21 protein-coding genes are annotated in these 23,396 nt (G+C 38.6%); 11 read left to right on the top strand and 10 right to left on the bottom strand.

Annotated features, from left to right (window positions below):
- Nucleotides 1-51 precede the first annotated feature (51 nt).
- On the top strand, nucleotides 52-918 hold the full coding sequence (locus RBH95_RS02390; RefSeq protein ID WP_307901143.1) for a cupin-like domain-containing protein: 867 nt from the start codon (nucleotides 52-54) through the stop codon (nucleotides 916-918).
- 48 nt (nucleotides 919-966) lie between these two features.
- Complete coding sequence (locus RBH95_RS02385) at nucleotides 967-1,458, top strand: DUF6646 family protein (RefSeq protein ID WP_307901142.1); 492 nt, start codon at nucleotides 967-969, stop codon at nucleotides 1,456-1,458.
- Nucleotides 1,459-1,513: 55 nt separating this feature from the next.
- Here RBH95_RS02385 and RBH95_RS02380 read toward each other — a convergent pair whose 3' ends face one another.
- On the bottom strand, nucleotides 1,514-1,987 hold the full coding sequence (locus tag RBH95_RS02380; RefSeq protein WP_307901141.1) for a regulatory protein RecX: 474 nt from the start codon (nucleotides 1,985-1,987) through the stop codon (nucleotides 1,514-1,516).
- 115 nt (nucleotides 1,988-2,102) lie between these two features.
- Between RBH95_RS02380 and RBH95_RS02375 the strand changes: the two genes are divergently transcribed.
- The gene (locus tag RBH95_RS02375; RefSeq protein WP_307901140.1) at nucleotides 2,103-6,539 is read left to right on the top strand and encodes a choice-of-anchor D domain-containing protein; all 4,437 of its coding nucleotides are present in this window, start codon (nucleotides 2,103-2,105) and stop codon (nucleotides 6,537-6,539) included.
- A 30-nt stretch (nucleotides 6,540-6,569) separates the two neighbouring features.
- Here RBH95_RS02375 and recO read toward each other — a convergent pair whose 3' ends face one another.
- The 3 genes from recO to gdhA all read right to left on the bottom strand — a co-directional run bounded on the left by recO (nucleotide 6,570) and on the right by gdhA (nucleotide 11,148).
- On the bottom strand, nucleotides 6,570-7,289 hold the full coding sequence (recO, locus tag RBH95_RS02370; RefSeq protein ID WP_307901139.1) for a DNA repair protein RecO: 720 nt from the start codon (nucleotides 7,287-7,289) through the stop codon (nucleotides 6,570-6,572).
- A gap of 13 nt (nucleotides 7,290-7,302) precedes the next feature.
- Nucleotides 7,303-9,675, bottom strand: coding sequence for a two-component regulator propeller domain-containing protein (locus tag RBH95_RS02365; protein ID WP_307901138.1), 2,373 nt, complete (start codon nucleotides 9,673-9,675; stop codon nucleotides 7,303-7,305).
- Between the two features lie 129 nt (nucleotides 9,676-9,804).
- Complete coding sequence (gene gdhA / locus RBH95_RS02360) at nucleotides 9,805-11,148, bottom strand: NADP-specific glutamate dehydrogenase (RefSeq protein WP_307901137.1); 1,344 nt, start codon at nucleotides 11,146-11,148, stop codon at nucleotides 9,805-9,807.
- A 229-nt stretch (nucleotides 11,149-11,377) separates the two neighbouring features.
- Here gdhA and RBH95_RS02355 point away from each other — a divergent pair, with 229 nt between their 5' ends.
- Nucleotides 11,378-12,220 (top strand): glutamate dehydrogenase, encoded by an 843-nt coding sequence (locus tag RBH95_RS02355; protein WP_307901136.1) that lies wholly within the window; start codon nucleotides 11,378-11,380, stop codon nucleotides 12,218-12,220.
- A gap of 63 nt (nucleotides 12,221-12,283) precedes the next feature.
- Here RBH95_RS02355 and RBH95_RS02350 read toward each other — a convergent pair whose 3' ends face one another.
- On the bottom strand, nucleotides 12,284-13,423 hold the full coding sequence (locus RBH95_RS02350; RefSeq protein WP_307901135.1) for a cystathionine gamma-synthase: 1,140 nt from the start codon (nucleotides 13,421-13,423) through the stop codon (nucleotides 12,284-12,286).
- Between the two features lie 87 nt (nucleotides 13,424-13,510).
- Here RBH95_RS02350 and RBH95_RS02345 point away from each other — a divergent pair, with 87 nt between their 5' ends.
- Complete coding sequence (locus tag RBH95_RS02345) at nucleotides 13,511-14,230, top strand: DUF3298 and DUF4163 domain-containing protein (RefSeq protein WP_307901134.1); 720 nt, start codon at nucleotides 13,511-13,513, stop codon at nucleotides 14,228-14,230.
- Here the strand turns inward: RBH95_RS02345 and RBH95_RS02340 are convergent.
- Both RBH95_RS02340 and RBH95_RS02335 read right to left on the bottom strand, forming a co-directional pair.
- Nucleotides 14,223-15,470 carry a sodium:proton antiporter gene (locus tag RBH95_RS02340; protein WP_307901133.1) on the bottom strand — a complete coding sequence of 416 codons (1,248 nt, stop codon included), beginning with the start codon at nucleotides 15,468-15,470 and terminating at the stop codon, nucleotides 14,223-14,225. The two genes, RBH95_RS02345 and RBH95_RS02340, sit on opposite strands and share 8 nt — an antisense overlap.
- A 3-nt stretch (nucleotides 15,471-15,473) precedes the next feature.
- On the bottom strand, nucleotides 15,474-15,929 hold the full coding sequence (locus RBH95_RS02335) for a DinB family protein (RefSeq protein ID WP_307901132.1): 456 nt from the start codon (nucleotides 15,927-15,929) through the stop codon (nucleotides 15,474-15,476).
- 99 nt (nucleotides 15,930-16,028) lie between these two features.
- Here RBH95_RS02335 and RBH95_RS02330 point away from each other — a divergent pair, with 99 nt between their 5' ends.
- Together RBH95_RS02330 and RBH95_RS02325 are read left to right on the top strand one after the other, a co-directional pair.
- Nucleotides 16,029-16,385 carry an arsenate reductase family protein gene (locus RBH95_RS02330; protein ID WP_307901131.1) on the top strand — a complete coding sequence of 119 codons (357 nt, stop codon included), beginning with the start codon at nucleotides 16,029-16,031 and terminating at the stop codon, nucleotides 16,383-16,385.
- A 20-nt stretch (nucleotides 16,386-16,405) separates the two neighbouring features.
- On the top strand, nucleotides 16,406-17,293 hold the full coding sequence (locus tag RBH95_RS02325; RefSeq protein ID WP_307901130.1) for a DMT family transporter: 888 nt from the start codon (nucleotides 16,406-16,408) through the stop codon (nucleotides 17,291-17,293).
- On the opposite strand, the gene RBH95_RS02320 is transcribed toward RBH95_RS02325, so the two are convergent.
- Nucleotides 17,290-17,766, bottom strand: coding sequence for a thioesterase family protein (locus tag RBH95_RS02320; RefSeq protein WP_307901129.1), 477 nt, complete (start codon nucleotides 17,764-17,766; stop codon nucleotides 17,290-17,292). The genes RBH95_RS02325 and RBH95_RS02320 overlap by 4 nt on opposite strands.
- Nucleotides 17,767-17,895: 129 nt before the next feature.
- Here RBH95_RS02320 and RBH95_RS02315 point away from each other — a divergent pair, with 129 nt between their 5' ends.
- The 3 genes from RBH95_RS02315 to nadD are packed head-to-tail and all read left to right on the top strand — an operon-like array spanning nucleotide 17,896 to nucleotide 19,915.
- Complete coding sequence (locus RBH95_RS02315; protein ID WP_307901128.1) at nucleotides 17,896-18,753, top strand: YicC/YloC family endoribonuclease; 858 nt, start codon at nucleotides 17,896-17,898, stop codon at nucleotides 18,751-18,753.
- Between the two features lie 7 nt (nucleotides 18,754-18,760).
- On the top strand, nucleotides 18,761-19,333 hold the full coding sequence (gene gmk / locus RBH95_RS02310) for a guanylate kinase (RefSeq protein WP_307901127.1): 573 nt from the start codon (nucleotides 18,761-18,763) through the stop codon (nucleotides 19,331-19,333).
- 3 nt (nucleotides 19,334-19,336) lie between these two features.
- A complete protein-coding gene (gene nadD, locus RBH95_RS02305) occupies nucleotides 19,337-19,915 on the top strand; it encodes a nicotinate (nicotinamide) nucleotide adenylyltransferase (RefSeq protein ID WP_307901126.1) in 579 nt (192 codons plus the stop codon).
- A gap of 48 nt (nucleotides 19,916-19,963) precedes the next feature.
- Here nadD and RBH95_RS02300 read toward each other — a convergent pair whose 3' ends face one another.
- Both RBH95_RS02300 and RBH95_RS02295 read right to left on the bottom strand, forming a co-directional pair.
- Nucleotides 19,964-20,617, bottom strand: a complete 654-nt coding sequence (locus RBH95_RS02300; protein WP_307901125.1) for a hypothetical protein — start codon at nucleotides 20,615-20,617, stop codon at nucleotides 19,964-19,966.
- A 135-nt stretch (nucleotides 20,618-20,752) separates the two neighbouring features.
- Nucleotides 20,753-21,112, bottom strand: a complete 360-nt coding sequence (locus RBH95_RS02295; protein WP_307901124.1) for a YraN family protein — start codon at nucleotides 21,110-21,112, stop codon at nucleotides 20,753-20,755.
- Between the two features lie 127 nt (nucleotides 21,113-21,239).
- On the opposite strand from RBH95_RS02295, the gene RBH95_RS02290 reads away from it, so the two are divergent.
- Nucleotides 21,240-23,177, top strand: a complete 1,938-nt coding sequence (locus RBH95_RS02290; protein WP_307901123.1) for a S9 family peptidase — start codon at nucleotides 21,240-21,242, stop codon at nucleotides 23,175-23,177.
- The last annotated feature ends 219 nt before the right edge of the window (nucleotides 23,178-23,396 follow it).

The following is a 23,396-nucleotide window of genomic DNA, read 5'->3' as shown; positions in this document are numbered from 1 at the left end:
CATGTCCTAACGTTTTCTTAACTTTAGACGTTAACTATTCATACTTTTCTATTGAAGCTTCATAACATTCCTCGCATAAAAACAATAACCAAAGAGGACTTTATTGCAAACTACTTCAAGCCACAGAAACCTGTGGTTATTGAATCTTTAACTGAAGATTGGCCGGCCTATTCCAAATGGTCGCTCGAGTATATGAAATTGGTTTCGGGAGACAAAACGGTTCCCCTTTACGATGATCGCCCAGTACATCATGAAGATGGTTTCAACCAGCCCCATGCCACTATGAAAATGGCCGAATACATCGACCTTTTAAAAAGTGAACCCACCAAATACCGCATTTTCCTTTGGAACATTCTCAAAGAAGTCCCAGAACTACAAAGTGATTTCTCCTTTCCAGATTTTGGTATTAAGCTTATGAAGAAGCTGCCAATGTTATTTTTTGGAGGAGAGAATTCGCATACATTTATGCACTACGATATTGATTTAGCCAACATTTTTCATTTTCATTTTGAAGGCTCAAAACAAATCATTCTGTTTAATCAAAAGCAAAACAAGTATCTCTATAAAATTCCTTACTCCTTAATCACCAGGGAGGATATCGATTTTTCAAATCCAGATTTCAACCAATGGCCTGCTCTAAAAAATGTGGAAGGCTATACTACCCAATTAAAACATGGAGAGGTATTGTACATGCCCGAAGGCTACTGGCACTACATGAAATATTTAACACCTGGATTTTCCATGAGTTTACGTGCTATCCCAAGACATCCCAAAAATTTAGGAACAGCTATATACAACGTCTTTGTCTTACGACATTTAGACAATTTAATGAGACGCTTGCAAGGACAAAAATGGATTGACTGGAAAAACGAACAAGCCATTACAAGGACCCATAATAGAATAAATCTAAACGTATAACTTCGTCTAGGTTATACTATATTTGCGCACACAAAAAAACCAAATAACATGAAAAATATCATTTTGGCGGCATTTTTGTTATGCGCCACACTAACCTACTCGCAAGCCTTTCAAGGCAAAGGTGACAAAAAATTCCAAATTGGAGCCAATTTTCAAGATAACGCAACAGGAATCAATGCTACCTATGACTTCGGTTTAGGAGAAAATATCTCTTTAGGATTTGCCTCGACATACGCTTTGGATGTGCCAGAAGACCTTGACGCTGATTTTATAGACCGTTTTGATGCTAAAGCAAGATTTAATGCACATTTGGGAAATGTTATCAACATTCACGAAGATTTCGATTTATACCCTGGACTGGATTTTAGTTTAAAGAATTTTGGAGGGCACTTAGGAGCTCGTTATTTCTTTACATCTGGTTTTGGTGTATATACCGAGGCTACCTACCCTATTGCTTTTTACGATACTGGCGATTTAACACCTGCCGAGAAATTACACAATCAATTTACCATTAGCTTTGGAGCTTCCTTCAATCTGTAAATTGAAGTAACAAATCATATATATAAAAAAAGGCTGTTTAGAGAACAGCCTTTTTTTATTTGATCAATTCATTTACCTTTTCATAGACCAAATGAGATTCCCAACCACGGTACAGCAGGTAGTCTGCTAACTTTTTCTTTTTCTTAAAAGTATTGGTTTCTCTGATAGTTTCGTATTTCTTTTCTGCCAAGCTATTAAACACTTCAAAATATTCCTGCTCATCAATTTCTTTTAAGGCCGTGTTGATATTATAAGAAGAAATCTCCTTTGCTTTGAGTTCATTCTTCAATCTATTTCTTCCCCATTTCTTGATTCGGAACTTCCCTCTCACAAAACTTTTCGCAAAGCGTTCTTCACTTAAGAATTTATGTTCAAGCAAGTGTACCACGATATGATCTATAGCCTCTGGAATCATATGCATTGTTCGTAATTTTTGAACAACTTCCTTATGGCAACGCTCCTGGTAGGCGCAATAATGCTCCAACTTTTTAACCGCTTCCTCAACCGTATAAGTTTTGTGTGTTTGCATGTTTCAAAAATAAAAACAATTAAACAAATCACCGAAAACACTCAACTAACTGAATATTAGATATTTTCATTATATTTAAGTCTTCTTTTTTAACCAACCAATTAATTAATCCGTAATGACAAAACAACCAACCCTCAGTTTTGTTGCTATCGCCTTTTTGGCAACATATAGTTTTGGACAATTAGAAATCAACTCAACTGGTGTCTCATACACAATTGATTTTGACAACACCGTGACCAATGTAAACAGCAATGCCTTTACTGGTAGTGGCTGGTCTCCTAACCCCAACAGTGGACAATTAGATTCCGATGCCTGGTCCCATACTGGAAACAGTGATGGAAATCTAAGCTTTGGAGATACTGGAGATTCAGGAGATTATGCTAGAGGCACTTCTGCTTATGGCGAATCAACAGGAGGTTGGTATGCCTTTAGTAATAATGGCGATATCGCATTAGGAATTCAACCCGGTGGCAGCGATTGGACTCCAGGAAACCTAACACTGCGCATTCAAAATAACACAGGTGACCTTATTAATTCTTTGGAATTGACTTACGACATTCTCTGTTTTAATGACCAAGAACGAAGCAATAGCTTCAATTTCTCACATTCCGATGATAACTCAACATATACCAATGAAACAACACTGGACTACAATTCTCCACAAGCAGCAACCGATGTTTTAATAACGTCCCAAAAAAGTATCACTCTCACAGGTTTGGCTATTGCAAATGGTTCCTTTTATTATTTGCGTTGGAGTGGCGATGACATTTCGGGCTCAGAATCTAGAGATGAATTTGCCATAGACAACATTTCAATTACAGCCTTTAGTGGAAGCCCTAATCCTGAATTGAAACTCTTGGACGCCGATGCCAATCCGCAAAATTGCGGCTACACTATGGACTTTGGGAGTACAGAAAGTAACAATGGCTATACAGATGTCAATTTCACCATTGAAAATATTGGCAATGCCGATTTGGAAATTAGCAATTTTAACCTAACAGGGGATTTTTCAATTATTGATCCCATAACCCTTCCAAGTGTTACAACGCCTCTTGTGGTCAATCCAAGCTCCAGCACTACTGTTACTGTAAGATTTTCACCTCTAAGTGATGGGATTTTAAATGGTACTTTAGAAATCGTTAATAATGATGCCAATGAAAGCAATTGCGTAATCAATTTATTAGGAGAAGGCTATACGCCCGCTCCAAATATTATTGTGAGAGGTGTGATTGGCGCCAATCCCACCATTGCTAATGGTAGCACCACAACTTCTGGATTAAACAATACCCTTTTCGCATCACAAACCATCAATTCCGGGAGTCAAACCAAGAGTTTTCGCATTGCAAACGAAACTGGCAGTGACGCTCTTGAAGTTTCCAACATTTCCCTTTCTGGAGATACGGCCGATTTCTATGTAACGGCCTCCACGCCCTACGTCATTTCCATTGGCAGCTTTGCAGACTTCAGCATTACCTTTCAACCCACAACAGATTCGGGGACCAGAAGCTGCTTAGTTTCCATTGCAAATTCCGATCCCAACAAAAACCCTTATACGTTTACGATTGAAGGCACGGCAACCTGTCCTTCTACAAGTGGCACAATTTCCCCTACCGAAGGTCCTATTGGAACAGAGGTCTCTATAAGTTCCACAAATAATCTTTTGGGAGCCACTGCATCCCTTAACGGCACATCTCTTCCCATAGTTTCAAACTCTTCTGAAGAACTAACAGTTAGCATCCCATCGAACGTAACCATAGGTGGTCCCATCAGTGTAGAATTGGCCAGTGGTTGTATCTTCAGCAATACATTTACGCTTATTGACCAATCAATCTCTGGATGTGACACCAGTAATTCGGCAAATTTGGACAACCTGTTCATTAGTCAAGTAACGGATTCACCAACCGGAAGTTTATCTTATGTGGAATTATACAATGCTACCAATTCCGATATTGATTTTTCATCTACCAATTACAGTTTGAGAATCTATAACAATGGGAACACCTCCAGCTACAATACTATTTCTTTAAACTCTGGGACAATCCTTCAAGATAGCACTTTTGTTATTGTTATGGGAACCACGGACACCCAATGTGCTGCCGATGGCGCCGATGGATCTTTGGCTGAATTGGAAATTACCACAGTGGGTGTGAGCATTAATTTCCATAAAGACTACAATACCAGTATTGGCCATGATTTTATTGGACTTTATGAAGACAGTTCTTTAATAGATGCTTTTGGTGTTTTTGGGGACCAAACTTGGGCCTACGGATTGTGGCTTGGAGAAAGTGGCGCCACTTTTGAACGTATTGCTTCTTTGTCTTTACCTAATGCTACATTTAGTACTTCAGATTGGAACATTTCCAATTGGGAAGATTGTAATGATGTAGATTATTCCGATATCGGAAACTATGATTTTTCTACGGGCATACCTCCTACCGTGAACACTATTTACGCCACGAGTTTAGGATGTACTTCATCCTCCATAACTGTAGAGGCAACGGAAGGCTACAATGAAATGGATGATACTAATAACCTGACTTATCAATGGTATTACAATTCTCCATCCCAGTCTGATTGGATTCCACTTACCAACAATACCATCTATTCAGGAACGATTTCAAACACTCTTATTATTTCGGATAATACAACACTCGAAGGCTCACAATACTATTGCCAAGTTATGGAAAGCGGCACCACCTGTTACCAAAACTCTAGCGCCATTGCTATCCCTTCCACTACCGCTATTTGGGACGGTAGCTCATGGTCGTCTACTCCTACTGCAGACAAAGCGGTTATTATAAATGCAGATTATGACACTGGAACTAACCTTAACGGACAAACCAGTTTCGAAGCCTGTAGCCTAATTGTAAATTCAGAATATACGCTTACCATTGCCAACAACACCTATGTAGAGGTGACAAATGATTTAACGGTAAATGGCAATATCATTGTAGCTTCTCAAGGTGCTTTTGTCCAACTCAATGACGATGGAATTATTGAGGGAGACGTATTGAATGATCCTTCAAAAATAACAGTCGAAAAATTTACCGCTCCAATGAACCATTGGTATGAATACACCTATTGGAGCTCTCCTGTTACCAATGAACAAATCCAAACTGGTCTAGCCGAATCTTCAGTGAATAGACGCTATAAATTTACCGCCGAGAATTATTTGGATGCTACTATGGAATCCAACAATGACAACAGTGCATCGCCTGGCCAAGATGGCATTGACGACGATGGCAACGATTGGACATGGGTTCCAGGTTCTGAGTTAATGGAAATTGGCAAAGGTTATGCTTCCACCCATAATGCAGGACTATTCAACAGCACACTAGGAACTCCTCCCTTTCAATTCAAATATACCTTTGAAGGCCCATTCAACAATGGCAGTATTGAAGTAGATATTTATAGAAATGACACAGAACTTAACGATGACAATTGGAATCTTATAGGCAATCCGTACCCTTCTGCCATTAGCGTGGAAAAGTTCTTTGAAGAAAACCATCTTACAGGAAAAATAGCTGGAGCGATATATTTATGGTCGCAAAACACAGCGCCTTCAAGCTCCGCCAATGGAAATGAAAGCCAAAACTTTTCACAAGCCGATTATGCCATTATTAATATGTCTGGACAAACGGCTGGCGGAGATGGCGTTTCCCCACTAGTTGGCACTGATAACGACAGATACATTCCTTCTTGCCAAGGTTTTTTCGTTACAATGAGTAACGATGCAGAAGCAACGGACACGAACCCAATTTACAGTACCCAGATTACATTCAACAACGACATGAGGGTTCGGGACACGAATGGCAACAGTCAGTTTTTTAGAACTGCCAATAACACTCCCAATGAAAGACTATGGTTGAATATGACTTCAAGTGAAAATAGTTTTAGTCAAATTTTGATTAGCTATCTCGAAGGCGCTACTAATGGCTTTGATGGCATGTCCTATGATGCCCCTAGGCAAACGTACAATGTGTATACTTCTTTTTATTCTATAGTTGAGGGTATGGATAAAGATTTAGCCATTCAAGGGAAATCCCCAACAAGTTTAAATTTGGAAGAAGTGATTCCTTTGGGATTTCAAACTATGGCCCCATCATCAACCCAATTCACAATTAGTATAGCTCAAATAGAAGGTACATTTATGGAGTCAAATACTATTTATTTGAAGGATAATTTGCTCAACATTACGCATGATCTTTCTGAAGCCAATTATTCGTTCACTTCGGAAATCGGAACTTTTAACAATAGGTTTGAAATTGTATTCACATCCAATACTCTGTCAACAAACGATTACTTTGCAAACCCTAGCCAATTATCAGTTTTTGAGCTTCAAAATGACGAAGTTAAATTCAAACTAAACGATGACCAATTACAAATCATCAAAGTTGAAATTTCAGACATGTTGGGGAGAAAAATTTATCATTTGAAAGGAATTAATCATGGTGAAATTTATAATTTATCACAATTAAGCACAGCATCCTATATTGCCAAAATCAGCTTATCCAACGGGCAAACTCTGAACAAAAAATTTATAAAACGTTAAATTTCACTTTTTATTAAACCTAAACACCCATTAGTTGAAAACCTGATTTAATACTGTTAATGATTTCGGCTTTCTGAAATCACCTAAATGCAATTCATAATACAACAACAGCATATTCAAGAAGGATTGACGCTGTTTCGAGTTCAGTTTCACATTGGAAAGGCCTTCAAAATTTGTATTCAACAACTGTTTTAAAATACTTAGGTTTTCATCAGATATTGAATAGATTCCGTCATTATGACTTTCAAACAAACCATTACTTAGGTTAAAATAAGGCTGAGAACTATTGGAAATATCTGGATAAAAGCCCAAATGCCTAGTCAATTGTAACAGAAACAACAAATGAAAATTGGAAAATTGGGTTTCGTGATCTAATAACAGTAGGGAATTTTCCAAATAGTTATAAAGAGCTTCATTAGGCTCTTCCTCTCTTAAAGCAGTAGAAAGTACTTCCGCTAAAAACATCACAATAGCCCCCTTAAGGAGATTTGTGTGTAGTGACGCATAGGAGTGCTCTACTTTTATATCTTTGACGGTTTGAAGCGAATGATTGGGCTTGTAGTCTTCATCAATTTGGAGCTGAGACAACATTTGAAAATAAGCAACTTTAGAGTTCCCTTTTTTACTTTTAAAAACACCTCGCAAAATATAGCTCACGGTCCCTCTATTATACGTATAGCATTTCACGATCAAATCGTGGTCCCGGTATCTAAGCTTGGATAATACAATTACCTTGTTTTTAGAGAGCATTATTAATAAACTTCTATCTTACGATTAGCAACTTCAATACTTTAGTCTCAAAAGAATCCAAATCGGAAATCATGATAAGATACACCCCGGTAGCCACCACATTATTGGCAAGGTTTTTACCATTCCAAATGGCCGTTCCCCCATCTATAGCAAAATTATAACCAGCTCTAGAGGTACGCTGATTCACTCGTGATTGGGCTTCAGCTACCAAATTCCCTTCTATATCGGTAATTTTAATATTGACATTTTCAGTAAGACCTTTTATTTTAACGCCCTTAGTAATGTTATTTAGATCATCAAAACCTAGGACATTATATTCTGGTCTAACGGGATTAGGATATACAAAAGCATTTTCCAATTCATCTTCTGTTTTAGAGCCTCCCGCTAAAAAGGAAACAAGTCCTTTGTCTGTCGCAAAATAAACCCTACCATTTTCACTATCAATGGATATGTCATTAATGGCATCAGAAGGTAATGGAGAGTTGCTTTTTGTAAAATGATAAATGGTTTCCTGCCCATCCGGTGAAAAATAAAATACTCCCGAAGTTAGGGTCCCAATCCATTTGTTATTGGAACCGTCCACTTTTATATCGGTTATAAATTGGTCGGCCAGTAGTTCTTGAGGTATATCATCTTCAAGAATCACAATTTCATTAACCGTTGGATTAGGATTATCCAAAAAATTCGCCGTATTATATAATACACGCAATCCCTTAATTGTTCCTATCCATAATTGATTTCTATTATCCATGGCAAGTGCCCTAACAACTGAAGATGGCATGTTCTGTTCAAGGTTATAAACCCTATTAATTGAATTACCATTTTCATTATACCCCATAACGCCATTATGATATCCTCCAGTCCATTTGGTACCATTATTATCTATTACTAAATCTGAGTATCCCCACTCTCCACTGAATCCATCAGGAATGATTTCATTAAAACTATACGAATTCCAATCCCCTGTTGATGGATTATAAGATTTGAGAGGACTATCCACCCTACCTGTCATGGTCCATAAAATACCATTTCTATCAAATTGAGAACCACTTTGTCTGATGCTGAAATAATCAGGATTTCCCGGAATAACTAGAGATTCCAATCCGCTATTGGTATTATCTAACAATATTGTTGGCAATTCATTTTCAATCTGCAGAATTCCGTTTTGGAAAGAACTGATAAAAACCTGAGACAATTTAAATGGATTTACTGCTATGTAATTAAGATTTCTTGCTCCGAATACACTATCCTTGGAAGTATTGATCCATTCCTCCCCTTTCAAATGGCTAATTCCATATAATATAGAAGGAGAAGGGGCATAATCAACAGTAAATCCTCCAAAAGTGACCCACAAATTATTATTCCCTGCCTGAATTTTAAAAGCACTATTCCTTAAAGGTCCTCCAGGACGAATTTCAAAATAATTAGCGGGACTATTAAGTTCGGTTTGTAGTAAACCTAAACTATCGGTACCTATGTAAATATGGTTATTTGAAACTGTGGCAGCACTAAAATTAGTTGTATAAATTCCCGTGACGTTGGCATTACTAGTTAGAATAAAATTGGCATCATAAACAAATACATCTTTTTTAGTTATTACAACTAAAAACTCACCCACAGATTTCATATCCAAAGGAATATCCGTATAGGTGTATAATTGATTAAGAGTAGTTTGTTCTATCTCATAAATTGTTTTATTACTTCTAATCGTATATAGATTTTCATTTACCGAACTTATTCCAATATAATTACCGCCTACAACTGTTTGCCATTGTTGATAGTCTATTAAATTTGGATTGCTTAGCTCTGCTCTTTTTATACCCATACTACTAGAACAAGCAGCATAGATATAACCTTCATGCACTGAAACCTGGTTTACAGTTATTTGAGCACCTCCATTCCCAATGAAATAAGTATCACCAAACTCCAAATACTCTAAATCATAAATTGATATACCATAGTCGGTTGAAATATAAACTAATCCTTCGTACTCGTAAAAATCGTTAATTCGTTTTAAAGTTGGAGAAATAGTTTCCTTTTCCAGAATATCCACTACAGTTAAAATCTCATGTTCACTACCTTGCACAACCTCAATCAACCCATTTTCATATCCTACCAATAACAAATCGTAAATTTCACTATATGCTATTGTAGAAATAACGTCCCCGGATAGGCCTTCTACTGTAGTGACTGTTTCTAATTCTTGATTTGATTCATCATAAATAAAGATGGCATTCTCTGAAGCGGCATATATTTTATCATTCCCCTGTACAACGTCCTTGATATTATAATATGAGAAATGTCCTTCCCATAGCACCGAATAGTCCTGTGAAAAACAATTTATTGCAAATAAAAAAACTAACAGTTGTACAGCTTTATAAACCATCTTGAAATATTAAGGTTCAAATATATTTATTACAAACGAGAATTTAGATATAATCATATGCATAAGGGGCATAAAAAAAGCTCCCACTTTTCAGTGGGAGCTTTCTAAAATTTATTTGATTAAGGCTTATTACACCACTCCTTGAGCCAACATAGCATCTGCTACCTTAACAAATCCGGCAATGTTTGCACCTTTAACATAATCTACATAACCATCTTCTTCTTTTCCATATTCAATACATGCTTCGTGGATATTGGACATGATTTCTTTCAGTTTATTGTCAACCTCATCTCTTGTCCAATTATAACGTAAAGAGTTTTGGGTCATTTCCAAACCTGAAGTTGCCACACCACCAGCATTAGATGCCTTTCCTGGAGCGAACAGGATTTTTGCCTTGTGGAACTCAGTAATCGCCTCTTTTGTAGATGGCATATTAGCGCCTTCACTCACACATATACAACCATTTTTCAATAGCATTTTAGCATCTTCCCCATTAAGCTCGTTTTGAGTAGCACATGGTAGAGCGATATCACACGTCACTTCCCAAGGCGTTTTTCCTTCAAAGAATTTAGCATTAGGATATTCTTTTACATATTCACTAATGCGGCCTCTTTTTACATTTTTCAACTCCATTACATAGGCCAATTTATCGGCATCGATACCTTCTTCATCCAAAATATATCCAGATGAATCAGATAAGGTAACCACCTTACCACCTAACTGGGTTGCCTTTTCAGCAGCATATTGCGCAACGTTTCCTGATCCGGAGACTACTACTGTTTTTCCTTCAAAACTATCTCCTTTTGTCTGCAACATACTTTGTGCAAAGTATACGTTACCGTAACCTGTTGCTTCCGGACGAATCAAAGATCCTCCCCATGATAACCCCTTACCTGTTAGTACTCCAGAGAACTCATTTCTCAATTTTTTGTACATCCCAAATAAGAAGCCAATTTCTCTAGCTCCAACACCAATATCTCCAGCAGGGACATCAGTTTGCGGACCTATGTGACGGAACATCTCACTCATAAATGAGTGACAGAATCTCATGATTTCATTATCACTTTTTCCTTTAGGATCGAAATCACTTCCTCCTTTACCACCACCCATTGGCAACGTGGTCAAACTGTTCTTGAATACTTGCTCGAATGCCAAAAACTTCAAAATACTCATGTTTACCGAAGGGTGAAAACGCAACCCGCCTTTATAAGGGCCAATAGCCGAATTCATTTGAACTCTATACCCTCTGTTTACTTGGATTTCACCTTCATCGTCAACCCAACATACCCTAAAGGTTATCACGCGCTCAGGCTCAGCCATTCTTAAAAGAATATTTTTACCGTGGTAGATATCGTGCTCGGCAATATAAGGGATAACGGTCTCAGCAACCTCTTCTACAGCCTGTAGAAACTCAGGTTCCTGCCCATTTCTTTCTTTTATAAGGTCTAAAAATGCGTCTATTTTTTCTCTCATTATATAAAATATTTAAAATCAAAGGTTCTTTTCGAGGCGCAAAGATAGGGAATCTTTAAAAAATTAAACTTATTTTTTTGATATTCTCAAAATAAATTTAACTCAATGTTAATCTCATAATCAACACTTCAAATTGTACTTAATTACTTGTTAAAATTGATTTGTTTGTTTGTTAAAGCAGTTTTTCTATATTTGTTAACATCATTTGCCCTTTGACAAACTAAACCATATGACGCTTAATTCCAAACTATTATCCATTATATTTTTCCTATTGGTTTTTACTTATGATGGATTTTCCCAATTAGGTTTTTCTCATGAAATAGGGGCAATCATCGGTCCTGTACAATTTCGATCTGATTTTGGAAGCCGTAATGATGAAGAAACCAACTATGGGAATTCTGGAATTGGTATTGGAATTATCCATTACATCAATTTCGCTTACAGGGCAGATTGTAACTGTTACTCCACCGACACCTATTTTAACGACCATTTCAAATTAAGATCTGAAATTTCTTGGAACAAAACCATTTTGGATCACCATGGACAATGGGTAAGGCCTAGCAGAACCAGTGAAAATGCACAACGTTTAAGAGACCATCATGGAGTGGCAGAGAATTTTGATGTTGGAATGCAGTTGGAATACTTTCCAAGGAGTATTCGTTCCTTTCAAGCCTTTAGTTATAGGTTTGCCCCTTTCGTAAGTTTGGGAGCCCACTATACTTCGGCTTCTCCTCAAGCCAGTACCACACACGGCAATGGTAATATTAACGACCCCAGTAATATTTATTCTTATTGGTATGAGAACCCTGTGTACTTGCCACCTTTACCTCCAGGGGCTTCTCCTTTAGCCAGAGAATACCCCATTAACACCGATCACATCAACACATGGTCAGTTGTTACCAGTGTTGGGGTACGCTATAAACTTGGTATATTATCCGATTTAATGCTAGATCTACGTTGGCAATACTATTTTAGTGATTGGATTGATGGCTTTAACCATAAGTTGAGCTACAACAAATATAACGACTGGTTAATCTGGTTGAATTTTGGATATATCTATTATCTCGATTAATACAACCTACAATAACAAAAAAAGCAGGCTTCTAGGCCTGCTTTTTTGCTTTCTATATTATTTTCAACCAATAGCTTGCTCCAAATCAGCAATTAAATCCTCAACATCTTCAATCCCCACACTTAATCTAATCAAGGAATCTACTACCCCTGTTTGCTCCCGTTTCTCTTTCGGAATACTGGCATGTGTCATACTTGCCGGATGTCCAGCCAATGACTCCACTCCTCCCAAGGATTCCGCTAAGGTGAAAACCTTTAAATTTTCAACAATTTTAATTGCTTCCTCATAATTATTGCCCTTTGTGGTAAACGACACCATTCCACCAAAATCTTTCATTTGTGCCTTAGCGATTTCATGGTTTGGATGCGATTCAAACCCCGGCCAATACACCATTTCAATTTTAGGGTGTGCTTTCAAATACTCAGCGACGGCTCGTCCATTCTCACAATGCCGCTGCATCCGTATATGCAACGTTTTAATACCCCTTAATACCAAAAAGCTATCCTGAGGTCCGCACACAGCGCCACTTGCATTTTGAATAAAGTACAGCTTCTCTGCCAACGCCTTATCTTTTACAATCAAGGCTCCCATGACAACATCACTATGCCCTCCTAAATATTTAGTTGCCGAATGCATAACAATATCAGCTCCCAAATCCAAAGGCTGCTGCAGGTAAGGCGTCGCAAACGTATTGTCGACTGCCAATAAAATTTGATGCTTTTGAGCAATTTCAGCGATGGCCTTAATGTCAATAATATTCATCATTGGGTTGGTTGGTGTTTCTACCCAAACAAGCTTGGTTTTACTATTTATATAGTTTTCAATAGTATTGGCATTTTCCATTCCCACAAAATGAAATACAATTCCAAAACGCTCAAAAATTTGTGTGAACAATCGGTAACTCCCTCCATACAAATCATTAGTTGAAACTACCTCATCACCCGGATTCAATAATTTGATTACGGCGTCAATCGCAGCCAACCCCGAACCAAAAGCCAATCCATAATCCCCATTTTCAATACTTGCCAAAGCCTTTTCCAAAGCATGGCGTGTTGGGTTTTGGCTTCGCGAATATTCATAACCTTTATGGCCTCCTGGGGTAGATTGCGCGTAAGTTGATGTTTGATATATTGGGGGCATCACAGCGCCATAAGCCTTGTCATGTTCCTGCCCTCCATGTATGGTTTTGGTATTAAATTTCATATAAAATGGTTTTAAACAAATTTAGGCTTTAATTCGCTCTATTCAAATGGATGTTATACCTTTAACTTTCAAAAATTGAACCTTCCCATGAAAAAATACTTGTCCCTATTTGTCCTAAGTCTTTATCTTTTCAACTGTGCCGAAGATGCTTCCCTGAAATTTGAAGACACCTTTATTTCACTTCCTTCCGGAGCAAAAATCGAGGTATTATATCCTAAAGCAAAAGGTTCTACGGAAGCGGCCAAAAACATCAACACCGCCATCGATTCATATATCGCCAATCAAATATCTTTCAATGATAGCATTCCTACTACCGATGTCAAAAATGCCATTGAAAAGTTCAATACAGAATATACCGGATTTAAAGAAGATTTTGAAGATAGTGAAGCTAGATGGGAAGCTTTGGTTGAGGGAGAAGTACAGTACCACTCACCTGAAATTTTGTGCATTTCTATAAACACCTATCTATATACCGGTGGTGCTCATGGCAACGATCGTATTGACTTTTTAAATTTCAACCCCAACACAGGACAACCATATACCACCCAAGATCTCATTACTGACATACCTGGGTTTAGCAAGCTTGTAGAAGACAACCTAAAAAAAGAGCAGGCCAAAAAGGCAAAGGATAAAGCCATGGAAGACCTTTTCTTTGGAAAAGATTTCCAACTGCCCGAATCTATCGGCTTTAATGAAGACGGTGTTATCATCCTTTACAACACCTATGAAATTGCTTCCTATGCTCAAGGCATTACAGAGTTTTTAATTCCTTATAGTGAAGCCAATCCCTTTCTTAGTTTCAACTGATTTTTTTGGTAAATCGTTTGATGACTGGTTCTACGGTCAAGCCTTGCCCTATAATTGAGAACACTACAATGATATAGGTAATTACCAAAAATAAATCACGGTGCATTTCTGGCTTCAAACTAAGTGCCAAGGCAATGGAAATACCACCGCGCAAACCTCCCCAAGTCATAATTAAATTGGTAAAAGGCACAAATCCCAATCGTTCCGCATAAACTTTAATTGGCAACCAAAGGGAGATGTAACGACACAATAAAACGATGGGTACTGCAATAAGACCAGCCAAAACATAACTGGTTTCAAAACTCAAAACCAACATTTCCATCCCTATCATGACAAACAAAATGGTATTCAACAGCACATCGATAAGTTCCCAAAACTTGTCTACGTAAAGTTCCACAACGTCAGACATGGCTGAATTCCGTACGGTATCATTTCCAACAATCAAACCTGCCACCACAATGGCCAAGGGTGCCGACACATGAAGTTTGTGGGATAATAAAGTCCCTCCCATCACGGCTGCAATGGTGATGATGACTTCAATTTCGTAGTTGTCTATGGATTTCATCAAACGATAGGTCACCCATCCCAACAACAAACCTAAAGCAATTCCACCTAGAACTTCCTGTCCAAACAACTTCAAAATATCAGTCGCTACCAACTCCGAATTTGGAAAAGCAGCTACCGAAAAAATAGTTAAGAACACTACCACTCCAACACCGTCATTAAACAAAGATTCTCCCACAATTTTTGTTTCCAATATTTTAGGGGCATTAGCCTTTTTCAGAATTCCTAAAACAGCAATAGGGTCTGTGGGCGATATTAATGCTCCAAATAGCAAACAATATATATACGCCACGTCCAAACCAATAATCAACAAAAGATAATACATCAAGGTTCCCACCAAAAACGTAGACGCCAAAACCCCTAAAGTTGCAAATAGCAATACAGGGCCTCGTTGCACCTTTAATTGAGAAAAATTGGTATGCAAAGCACCTGCAAACAACAGAAAACTAAGCATAACATCCAGCAAGACGGTTTTAAAATCAATTTGCGAGATAAACTCTTTTTCATGGGCCAACAGGGTATCGTCAAAATGCGAAACTCCCAAAACAACCAAAGTAAAAACAATGGTAATGACCATTAAGCCAATAGTAATTGGCAATTTTAAAAATCTAACATTGATATAGCCAAAAATGGCCGCAAGCACTATTAAAATAGTGGCAATACCGTAGTAATCCATAAATTAAATTGATTTTTTTAAGGCCAAAATGTAGCCTAGATGTATCCCTTCGTGAAAGCAATTAAACCCTATGGCATCTTCCACACAGGTCAAAGTACTATTTGTACTGGTAGTATATTCGTTATAAGAATTAAAAATTTGATTGGCGTAGTCCATTTTTGTTTGTTCCAAAGTAGCAAACAACAAGTCCTTGATGTTGTCTACTTCCTCTTGTGTCACTTCACGCTCCGGTTTTGTCCCCTTTCTAAACTGCTCTATAAATTCATCCGAAACCAAGGTTGGCAAACCAGACAATTTATAAACCAAAATTTGTTGGGTGGCAATGGTGTGGGCTATGTTCCAAATAACATTGTTCTTAAACCCCGAAGGAATGGTATTAAGCTCCTTTAAACTCAACTGCTCCAAGATTCCCTTTAATAAAATTCTGTTTTTGTAAATGACATCAAAAATCCAATCCATGTCTTAAATTTTCACTAAAAGTAAGTAAATTTCTTTTGAAATGATTTTACTTTGTACCTCAAAAGAAAAGATTCCTTTTCGGTTTTACAATTCTTGGCCATGAAAAAAATATACTCCCTAAAAACCTGTAGCACCTGCGTAAGAATCATTAAAGAGTTGGATCTTCCTTCCGATTTCATATTCCAGGACATTAAGACCGAACCCATTACGGTAGCACAATTGGATGACATGGAGGCTTTGGCTGGTAGTTACGAAGCTTTGTTCAGCAAACGTGCCAAGTTATACAAGGAAATGGGCCTCAAGGACCAAAACCTAACTGAAAAAGATTTCAAACACTACATTTTGGAACATTACACCTTTTTGAGTCGCCCAGTAATCATTTACAACGACGCCATCTTTATCGGTAATAGCAAAAAAGTGGTGGAAGCTGCCAAACAGGCTATCCACAGCAACTAAACTTCCTCAGCAAATTACATATGAACGGTAGGATATGGGCACTCATCGCAGCATGTGTGGTACAGGTGCTTTATGGGGTAAATTTCACCTTTGCCAACGACGTTATTGACGCTGGGTACGTTCAGCCTTTTGCATTCATACTACTGAGGGTATTGGGCGCAACAATGCTTTTTTGGATCATTGGTGTTTTTGCTCCTAAAGAAAAGATAGCTCCCAAAGATTTTAGAACGTTTTTCTTGGCCTCTATTTTTGGAATTGGCTTGAATATGCTTACTTTTTTTAAAGGATTGCAGTTTACTACGCCCATCCACGCTTCGGTAATCATGACCGTGGTTCCCATTGTTGTTCTCGTGTTTTCAGCTATTTTGTTGAAAGAAAAGATTACCAACTTAAAAATACTAGGAGTGCTCCTTGGCTTCACAGGAGCTATTGTCCTTTCGGTTTATGGAAGATCCACTCAAGTAGGCGACCATATCTTACTCGGAAACTTCTTGGTGTTTATCAATGCTGTATCCTATAGCTTCTACCTTATCATCATTAAAAAAGTGGTAGACAAATACCACCCGCTTACCTTTATAAAATGGTTGTTCACCTTTGGACTTATTTGGGTAATCCCTTTTGGGTTTAGTGAATTACAAAGTGTCAACCTTGGCACCTTTACTCCTTATACTTATTTTGCAGTGGGCTTTGTGGTAATTGGCGCGACCTTTGGCACCTATTTGCTCAACTTGTTTGCACTTACCAAATTAAGAGCGTCCACGGTAGGTACATTCCTGTATATGCAGCCCGTTGTAGCAGGCATCTTTGCAGTAGCCATGGGCAGCGACACTTTAAACGTTATAAAGTTAAGTGCCGCAGCCTTAATTATGACTGGGGTATTTTTGGTAACTAAAAAACCCAAAAACTAATTCAGGTTTTGGGGTAACTTCCCATTTTTGCGGGTATCTTCTTTGGTCAATATTTTAAAGTCTTCAGCTTTGGGAAGCGACATAATTTCCTCTAGTAGATTTTCTGGCAAACCGGTAAGCTTTCTAGTTTTTAAGTTGATCCAAGCCCCCATCAATTCACAATTTGCCAAATGGTTTCCTTTATGATCGTATAAGTTGTGTTCAAATTTAAAGAACATTCCGTCGTCACTAAATCCCTTTATTTCCAAGGACACGGTAATAGGTGTTCCCATAAAGGCTTCCTTAAAGTAGTAGATATGCTCATAAAAAATGACGGGACTAATGTCGAATTTTACTAGATTGGACAACGAGAAGTCATGGTCTTCAAAAAAAGACACACGGGTATGGCTCATAAAATTTACATATGCCGAATTGGCCAAATGTCTATTAGCATCTACATCGCTCCATCGTATCTCAAATGCTTTCTTATACATAGCTTTCTTTTTTATTTCAAACAAATTTATGCTATTTTTACTATGCAAGCATAACAAATAAGGCCTATTTTATAATATCCTTACCTTTAGCTTTTTGTTTACCTTTGCACAACTTTATAAATTAAGTTCATGATACAGTCAATGACAGGCTATGGAAAATCTGTACTACAGCTTCCAAGCAAAAAAATTTCCATTGAAATAAAATCTCTAAACAGTAAAAATTTAGATTTAAATACCCGCATGCCTTCCGTATATCGAGAGAAGGAACTGAGTATTAGAAAGCTCATCGCCTCCCAATTGGAGCGTGGCAAGATTGATTTTTCTCTCTATATGGAAATCACTGGGGAAGAAACCTCTTCGCAAATCAATAAAACTGTCGTTAAGGAATACATCAAGCAGCTTAAGGATGTGGTGGATGGTGATGAAACCGAGCTCCTAAAAATGGCCGTTCGCCTACCGGATGCCGTAACCACTGAGCGCGACGAAATTGACGAAGATGAGTGGGCCAGCATTGCTGCCGCCATCAACGAAAGCATTGAAAAGATTCAAAAATACCGCAAGGATGAAGGGAAGGCTTTAGAAACCGATTTTGAGGATCGCGTTCAAAACATTGGAAAACTTTTGGAAGCCGTGATTGAAATGGACCCAGAACGTATTGAAGGGGTGCGTGCCCGATTGGAAAAAGGCATTGCCGACATCAAAGAAAAGGTGGACGAAAACCGCTTTGAGCAGGAATTGGTCTACTACATTGAAAAGTTTGACATTACCGAAGAAAAAGTTCGCCTGCAAAACCATTTGGATTACTTTTTAAAAGCCTTAAAGTCCCCCGATTCCAACGGTAAGAAACTTGGATTCATTGGTCAGGAAATGGGTCGTGAAATCAATACCATAGGTTCCAAATCCAATTATGCCCCAATGCAAAAACTGGTAGTTCAAATGAAGGATGAACTGGAAAAGATTAAAGAACAACTATTAAACGTATTATAATACCGTAATGAACAAAGGTAAATTAATTGTATTTTCTGCGCCTTCAGGCTCGGGTAAAACCACCATTGTTAGACATTTATTAAAGCAAGAAGAATTAGGCCTCGAATTTTCCATTTCAGCCACTTCCCGTGCTCCCAGAGGCGAAGAAGTAGACGGCAAAGACTATTACTTTTTATCCTTCGAGGATTTCAAACAAAAAATTAAAAACGACGAATTCCTAGAATGGGAAGAAGTCTACAGAGATAATTTCTACGGCACTTTAAAAAGCGAAGTAGAACGTATTTGGGCCAAAGGCAAGCACGTTATTTTTGATATCGACGTGTCCGGAGGTTTGCGTATCAAACGTAAGTTTCCAGAAGACACCTTGGCCATTTTTGTAAAGCCTCCGAGCATCGACGAGTTGAAAATTCGCCTTAAAAAGCGTAAAACCGAAAGTGAGGACAAAATCAACATGCGTGTGTCCAAAGCCTCTGCCGAATTGGCTACAGCTCCACTTTTTGATAAAATTGTGATTAACAAAGACCTTGATGTCGCCTTGGAAGAAGCCTACAATTTGGTGTCCAATTTTATAAAGGAGTAAACCATGAACATCGGACTCTATTTTGGAACCTTCAATCCTATCCACATAGGGCACCTTATAATTGCCAACCATCTTGCAGAGAACAGCAATTTGGATAAAATATGGTTTGTGGTAACACCACATAATCCTTTTAAGAAGAAAAGCACCCTGTTGGATAACCACCAGCGATTGGAAATGGTGTACCAAGCTACCGAAGACTATCTTAAACTGGAGCCCAGCGATATTGAATTTGGACTGCCTCAACCCAATTACACAGTCAATACCTTAACCTACCTTCAGGAAAAGTACCCAAAACACAACTTTTCATTGATTATGGGTGAGGATAACCTAAAGAGCTTTCACAAATGGAAAAACTATGAGGCCATCTTGGAACAATACAACCTTTATGTGTACCCGAGATTATCTGAAGGGAAAATGCACACACAGTTTGATGGCCACCCAAAAATCCATCGCGTGAATGCTCCCATTATGGAACTCTCCTCAACTTTTATAAGAAAAGCGATCAAAGAAGGTCAAAATGTAAGGCCAATGCTGCCTGCCCCTGTCTGGAAGTACATAGATGAGATGAATTTCTATAAATAAAAAAACCTGCAAATGCAGGTTTTTTTAGTATTCAAATAGTACCATTTACTAGGATGGTATTGGCGCCTCGTCGTCTCCGTCATCTTCACCACCATCGGTAGGATCTTCTGTAGCAGTATCTGGGCAATCCAATAGAGAAGCCTCTACAAACATAGCCCAACTATTGCCATCAAACTGGGCACCTTCTGCCCAAGCCGTTTCACCTCCAGTAGGCCCTTCAACCTCGGCATGTGCCGCAAAACAATAGTTATCTCCTAAACTTTCCAAGCTAATGGCATACACCACTTCGTACTCGGTAGCGGAAATAGGCTCGGTAAATGGAAACTGCCCTATTTGGGGATTTCCGGCACCGTTTAAAGGCACCCAATCATCCTCGCAATTTCCTAAGCTCAAGTGCGTGGTTCCAAGCGTCCACTGGCCATTAGAGCTGAAGATAACAAATAAATGCTCCCCGTCATTGTAAACCGAAACGTCTCCAGCAACATGATGCTGTCCTGCAATCAAATTAACACTTACGCAAGGATTATCGGTATCTAAATCACCCAAGGAAACTTCTTCGGGATTTACAACAGCCTCCGGAGCACTTGAAGTTTGAGGCTTTTTACTGGCACTTTCAAAATCATCGGCATTGACACTTTCCACCTGACAGCTCGTACCTAGTAGGAGCAACAACGCAGAAAGCGTGATCGTAATTTTTTTCATTATAAAAATAGATTTGGGGTTAAATCAATGATGAAATTACGGAACGCATGACCAAAATCACAATTTAATCGATGTACGACGCAAATTAATACTAATGAAAAGAATTTTTCCTACAAGAATCGATGAACAACCTTCCTAGAAATAATAAAAAGCATCTTCCAAATGTTCAATGGAAAAGTCAGTGCCGGTTTTAACAATGGCCACAATATCAAAACGGACTTCTACGTCCAATGCATTTTCTGTGACATAGGCGTCTACAGCCTTTACCAACCGTTGGATCTGCTTTGGTTTTACAAACTCCTCAGGATTGCCGAAATCGGCAGTGGAGCGTGTTTTCACTTCAACAATAGCCAAAACAGAGCCCTTTCGGGCAATAATGTCCACTTCGGCTTTATCAAATCTGTAGTTACGCTCCAAGATGGCATAGCCCTTGTTCAGTAGAAAATCCACTGCCAATTGCTCTCCCTTATTTCCTAAAGTATTGTGCTGCGCCATAGCAAAAATTAGAAGCTTAGGGGAATTTAACACTTCCTGTTCAAAAAAATGGGGATACTTTATAAAAACTTTAATACCGTAACCGTGAAGTAATTGATATATTTGGCGCTGTTTAAAAATTAACTACATGAAGAAATTAATCTTAATCTTAAGTTTAGTGATTACTGCCAACACCATCCAAGCCCAACAAGTGATGGATCCTGAAATGTTGTGGACTGTAAAGCGCATTAGCGTTTTAGGATTATCTAATGATAATTCCCACATTATCTACAGTGTAAAAACCCCAAATATTGCCGAGAATGGCTTTGACACCGCTTACTTTCAAATTCCTGTGGAAGGCGGCACTGCAATAGCCATTGAAAAGGAAGCCATTTCCGTAGCCGATAAAAACATTGCCCCAAACGGAGCTTATAAAGTATTCCACAAAGCGGTGCACATTGAAGCTATCAAAGCTACCGACATTTATAAAAACTTGGACAAAGCAGATGCCTATGTGTTTACCGATTTGGACAACCGCCATTGGGACACTTGGCAAGATGGAAGTTTCAATCATGTATTCTATAAAGCTATCAATGCCGAGGATGATACAGCAATTGATATCATGCCAAACGAGCCTTACTACGCCCCACAAATGCCATTTGGTGGCGACGAGGATTATGTGTGGTCTCCAGACAGCAAGAGCATTTACTACGTAAGCAAGAAGCTGAAAGGTAAAGCCTATGCTACCAGCACCAACACCGATATTTACAAGTACGACCTAGATACTAAAACCACGACCAACATCACCGAAGGAAACATGGGCTACGATACCAATCCTACCTTTAGCCCAAAAGGTGCTTTGTCTTGGTTGCAAATGAAAACCGACGGTTATGAAAGTGATAAAAACGACATTATTGTTCTTGAAAACGGTGTAAAGCAAAACCTAACCCAACAGTGGGACGGTACCGTAAACAGCTTTAAATGGAGCAACGACGGTAAAAAAGTATTCTTTACAGCGCCTATAGATGGTACCATTCAATTGTTTGAGGTCAACTATCCTGGCAAGAAAAGAATGGCGCCTGTGGTAACCCAAATTTCCGAAGGGCAGTTTGACGTTAGAGGTATCGTTGCTCAATTGGACAATACCCTTATTGTTACCCGTGGCGACATGAACCACGCTACCGAAGTGTTTGCCTACAACCTAAAAAAGCAAACCTTTAAACAACTTACCAATGTAAACGACGAGCTTTACAGCAGCATCGATTTGCCAAAAGTTGAAAAGCGTTATGTAACCACTACAGACAACAAACAAATGTTGGTATGGGTAATTTTGCCTCCAAATTTTGACGCCTCTAAAAAATACCCAACCCTATTATATGCACAAGGTGGCCCACAATCGCCACTATCGCAGTTCTATTCTTACCGTTGGAATTTTCAATTAATGGCCTCCCAAGGCTATATTGTGGTAGCTCCTAACAGAAGAGGGATGCCAGGTCACGGTGTAGAATGGAACGAAGCCATCAGCAAGGATTGGGGAGGTCAGGTAATGAGAGATTACCTATCGGCCATCGACGCCATTGCTGAAGAGCCTTATGTAGACAACGACCGTTTGGGTGCTATTGGCGCCAGTTACGGGGGGTATTCTGTGTTCTATTTGGCAGGAATCCACAACAACCGTTTCAAAACCTTTATTGCCCACGATGGTGTGTTCGATACCAGAACCATGTTTGGTACTACCGAAGAGTTGTTTTTTGTAAACCACGACTTTGGTGGCAACTATTGGGACTTGGACAATAAAGTGGCTCAAAAAGCCTATAACGAATTCAACCCTATCAACCATGTTTCCAAATGGAATGCGCCTATCTTTATCATTCAAGGAGGTAAAGATTTCCGTGTGCCAATCGAGCAAGGATTAAGCGCTTTTCAAGCCGCTAAAATGTTAGGATTGAAGAGCAAACTATTGTACTTACCAGAAGAAAACCACTGGGTATTGAACCCACAAAACGCACTGGTTTGGCAACATGAGTTCTTTAAGTGGTTAGATGACACCTTAATGAACGAATCTTCTGAAACCATTTCAGAATAAGAAAAGCCCCAATATCTATATTCCGAAACATCCCAAAGGCAGCATTAGCTTTTGGGATGTTTTTTTTGGATTGAAATGAAATACGATTGCACCACAAGGTTGTTCTCGATACAAAATGCTTTGCAAGCATTCCACTCAAACCGACGTTAATCACAAACTCTAAACAAACAACACCATCATCACTTCGAATGGTTATTTGAAATGCTAATGAAAATAACA

Origin of the sequence: Mangrovimonas sp. YM274 (genome assembly GCF_030908385.1) — a bacterium.
Taxonomy (GTDB): domain Bacteria; phylum Bacteroidota; class Bacteroidia; order Flavobacteriales; family Flavobacteriaceae; genus Mangrovimonas_A.
This window is presented reverse-complemented; position numbering and strand designations above follow the sequence as displayed.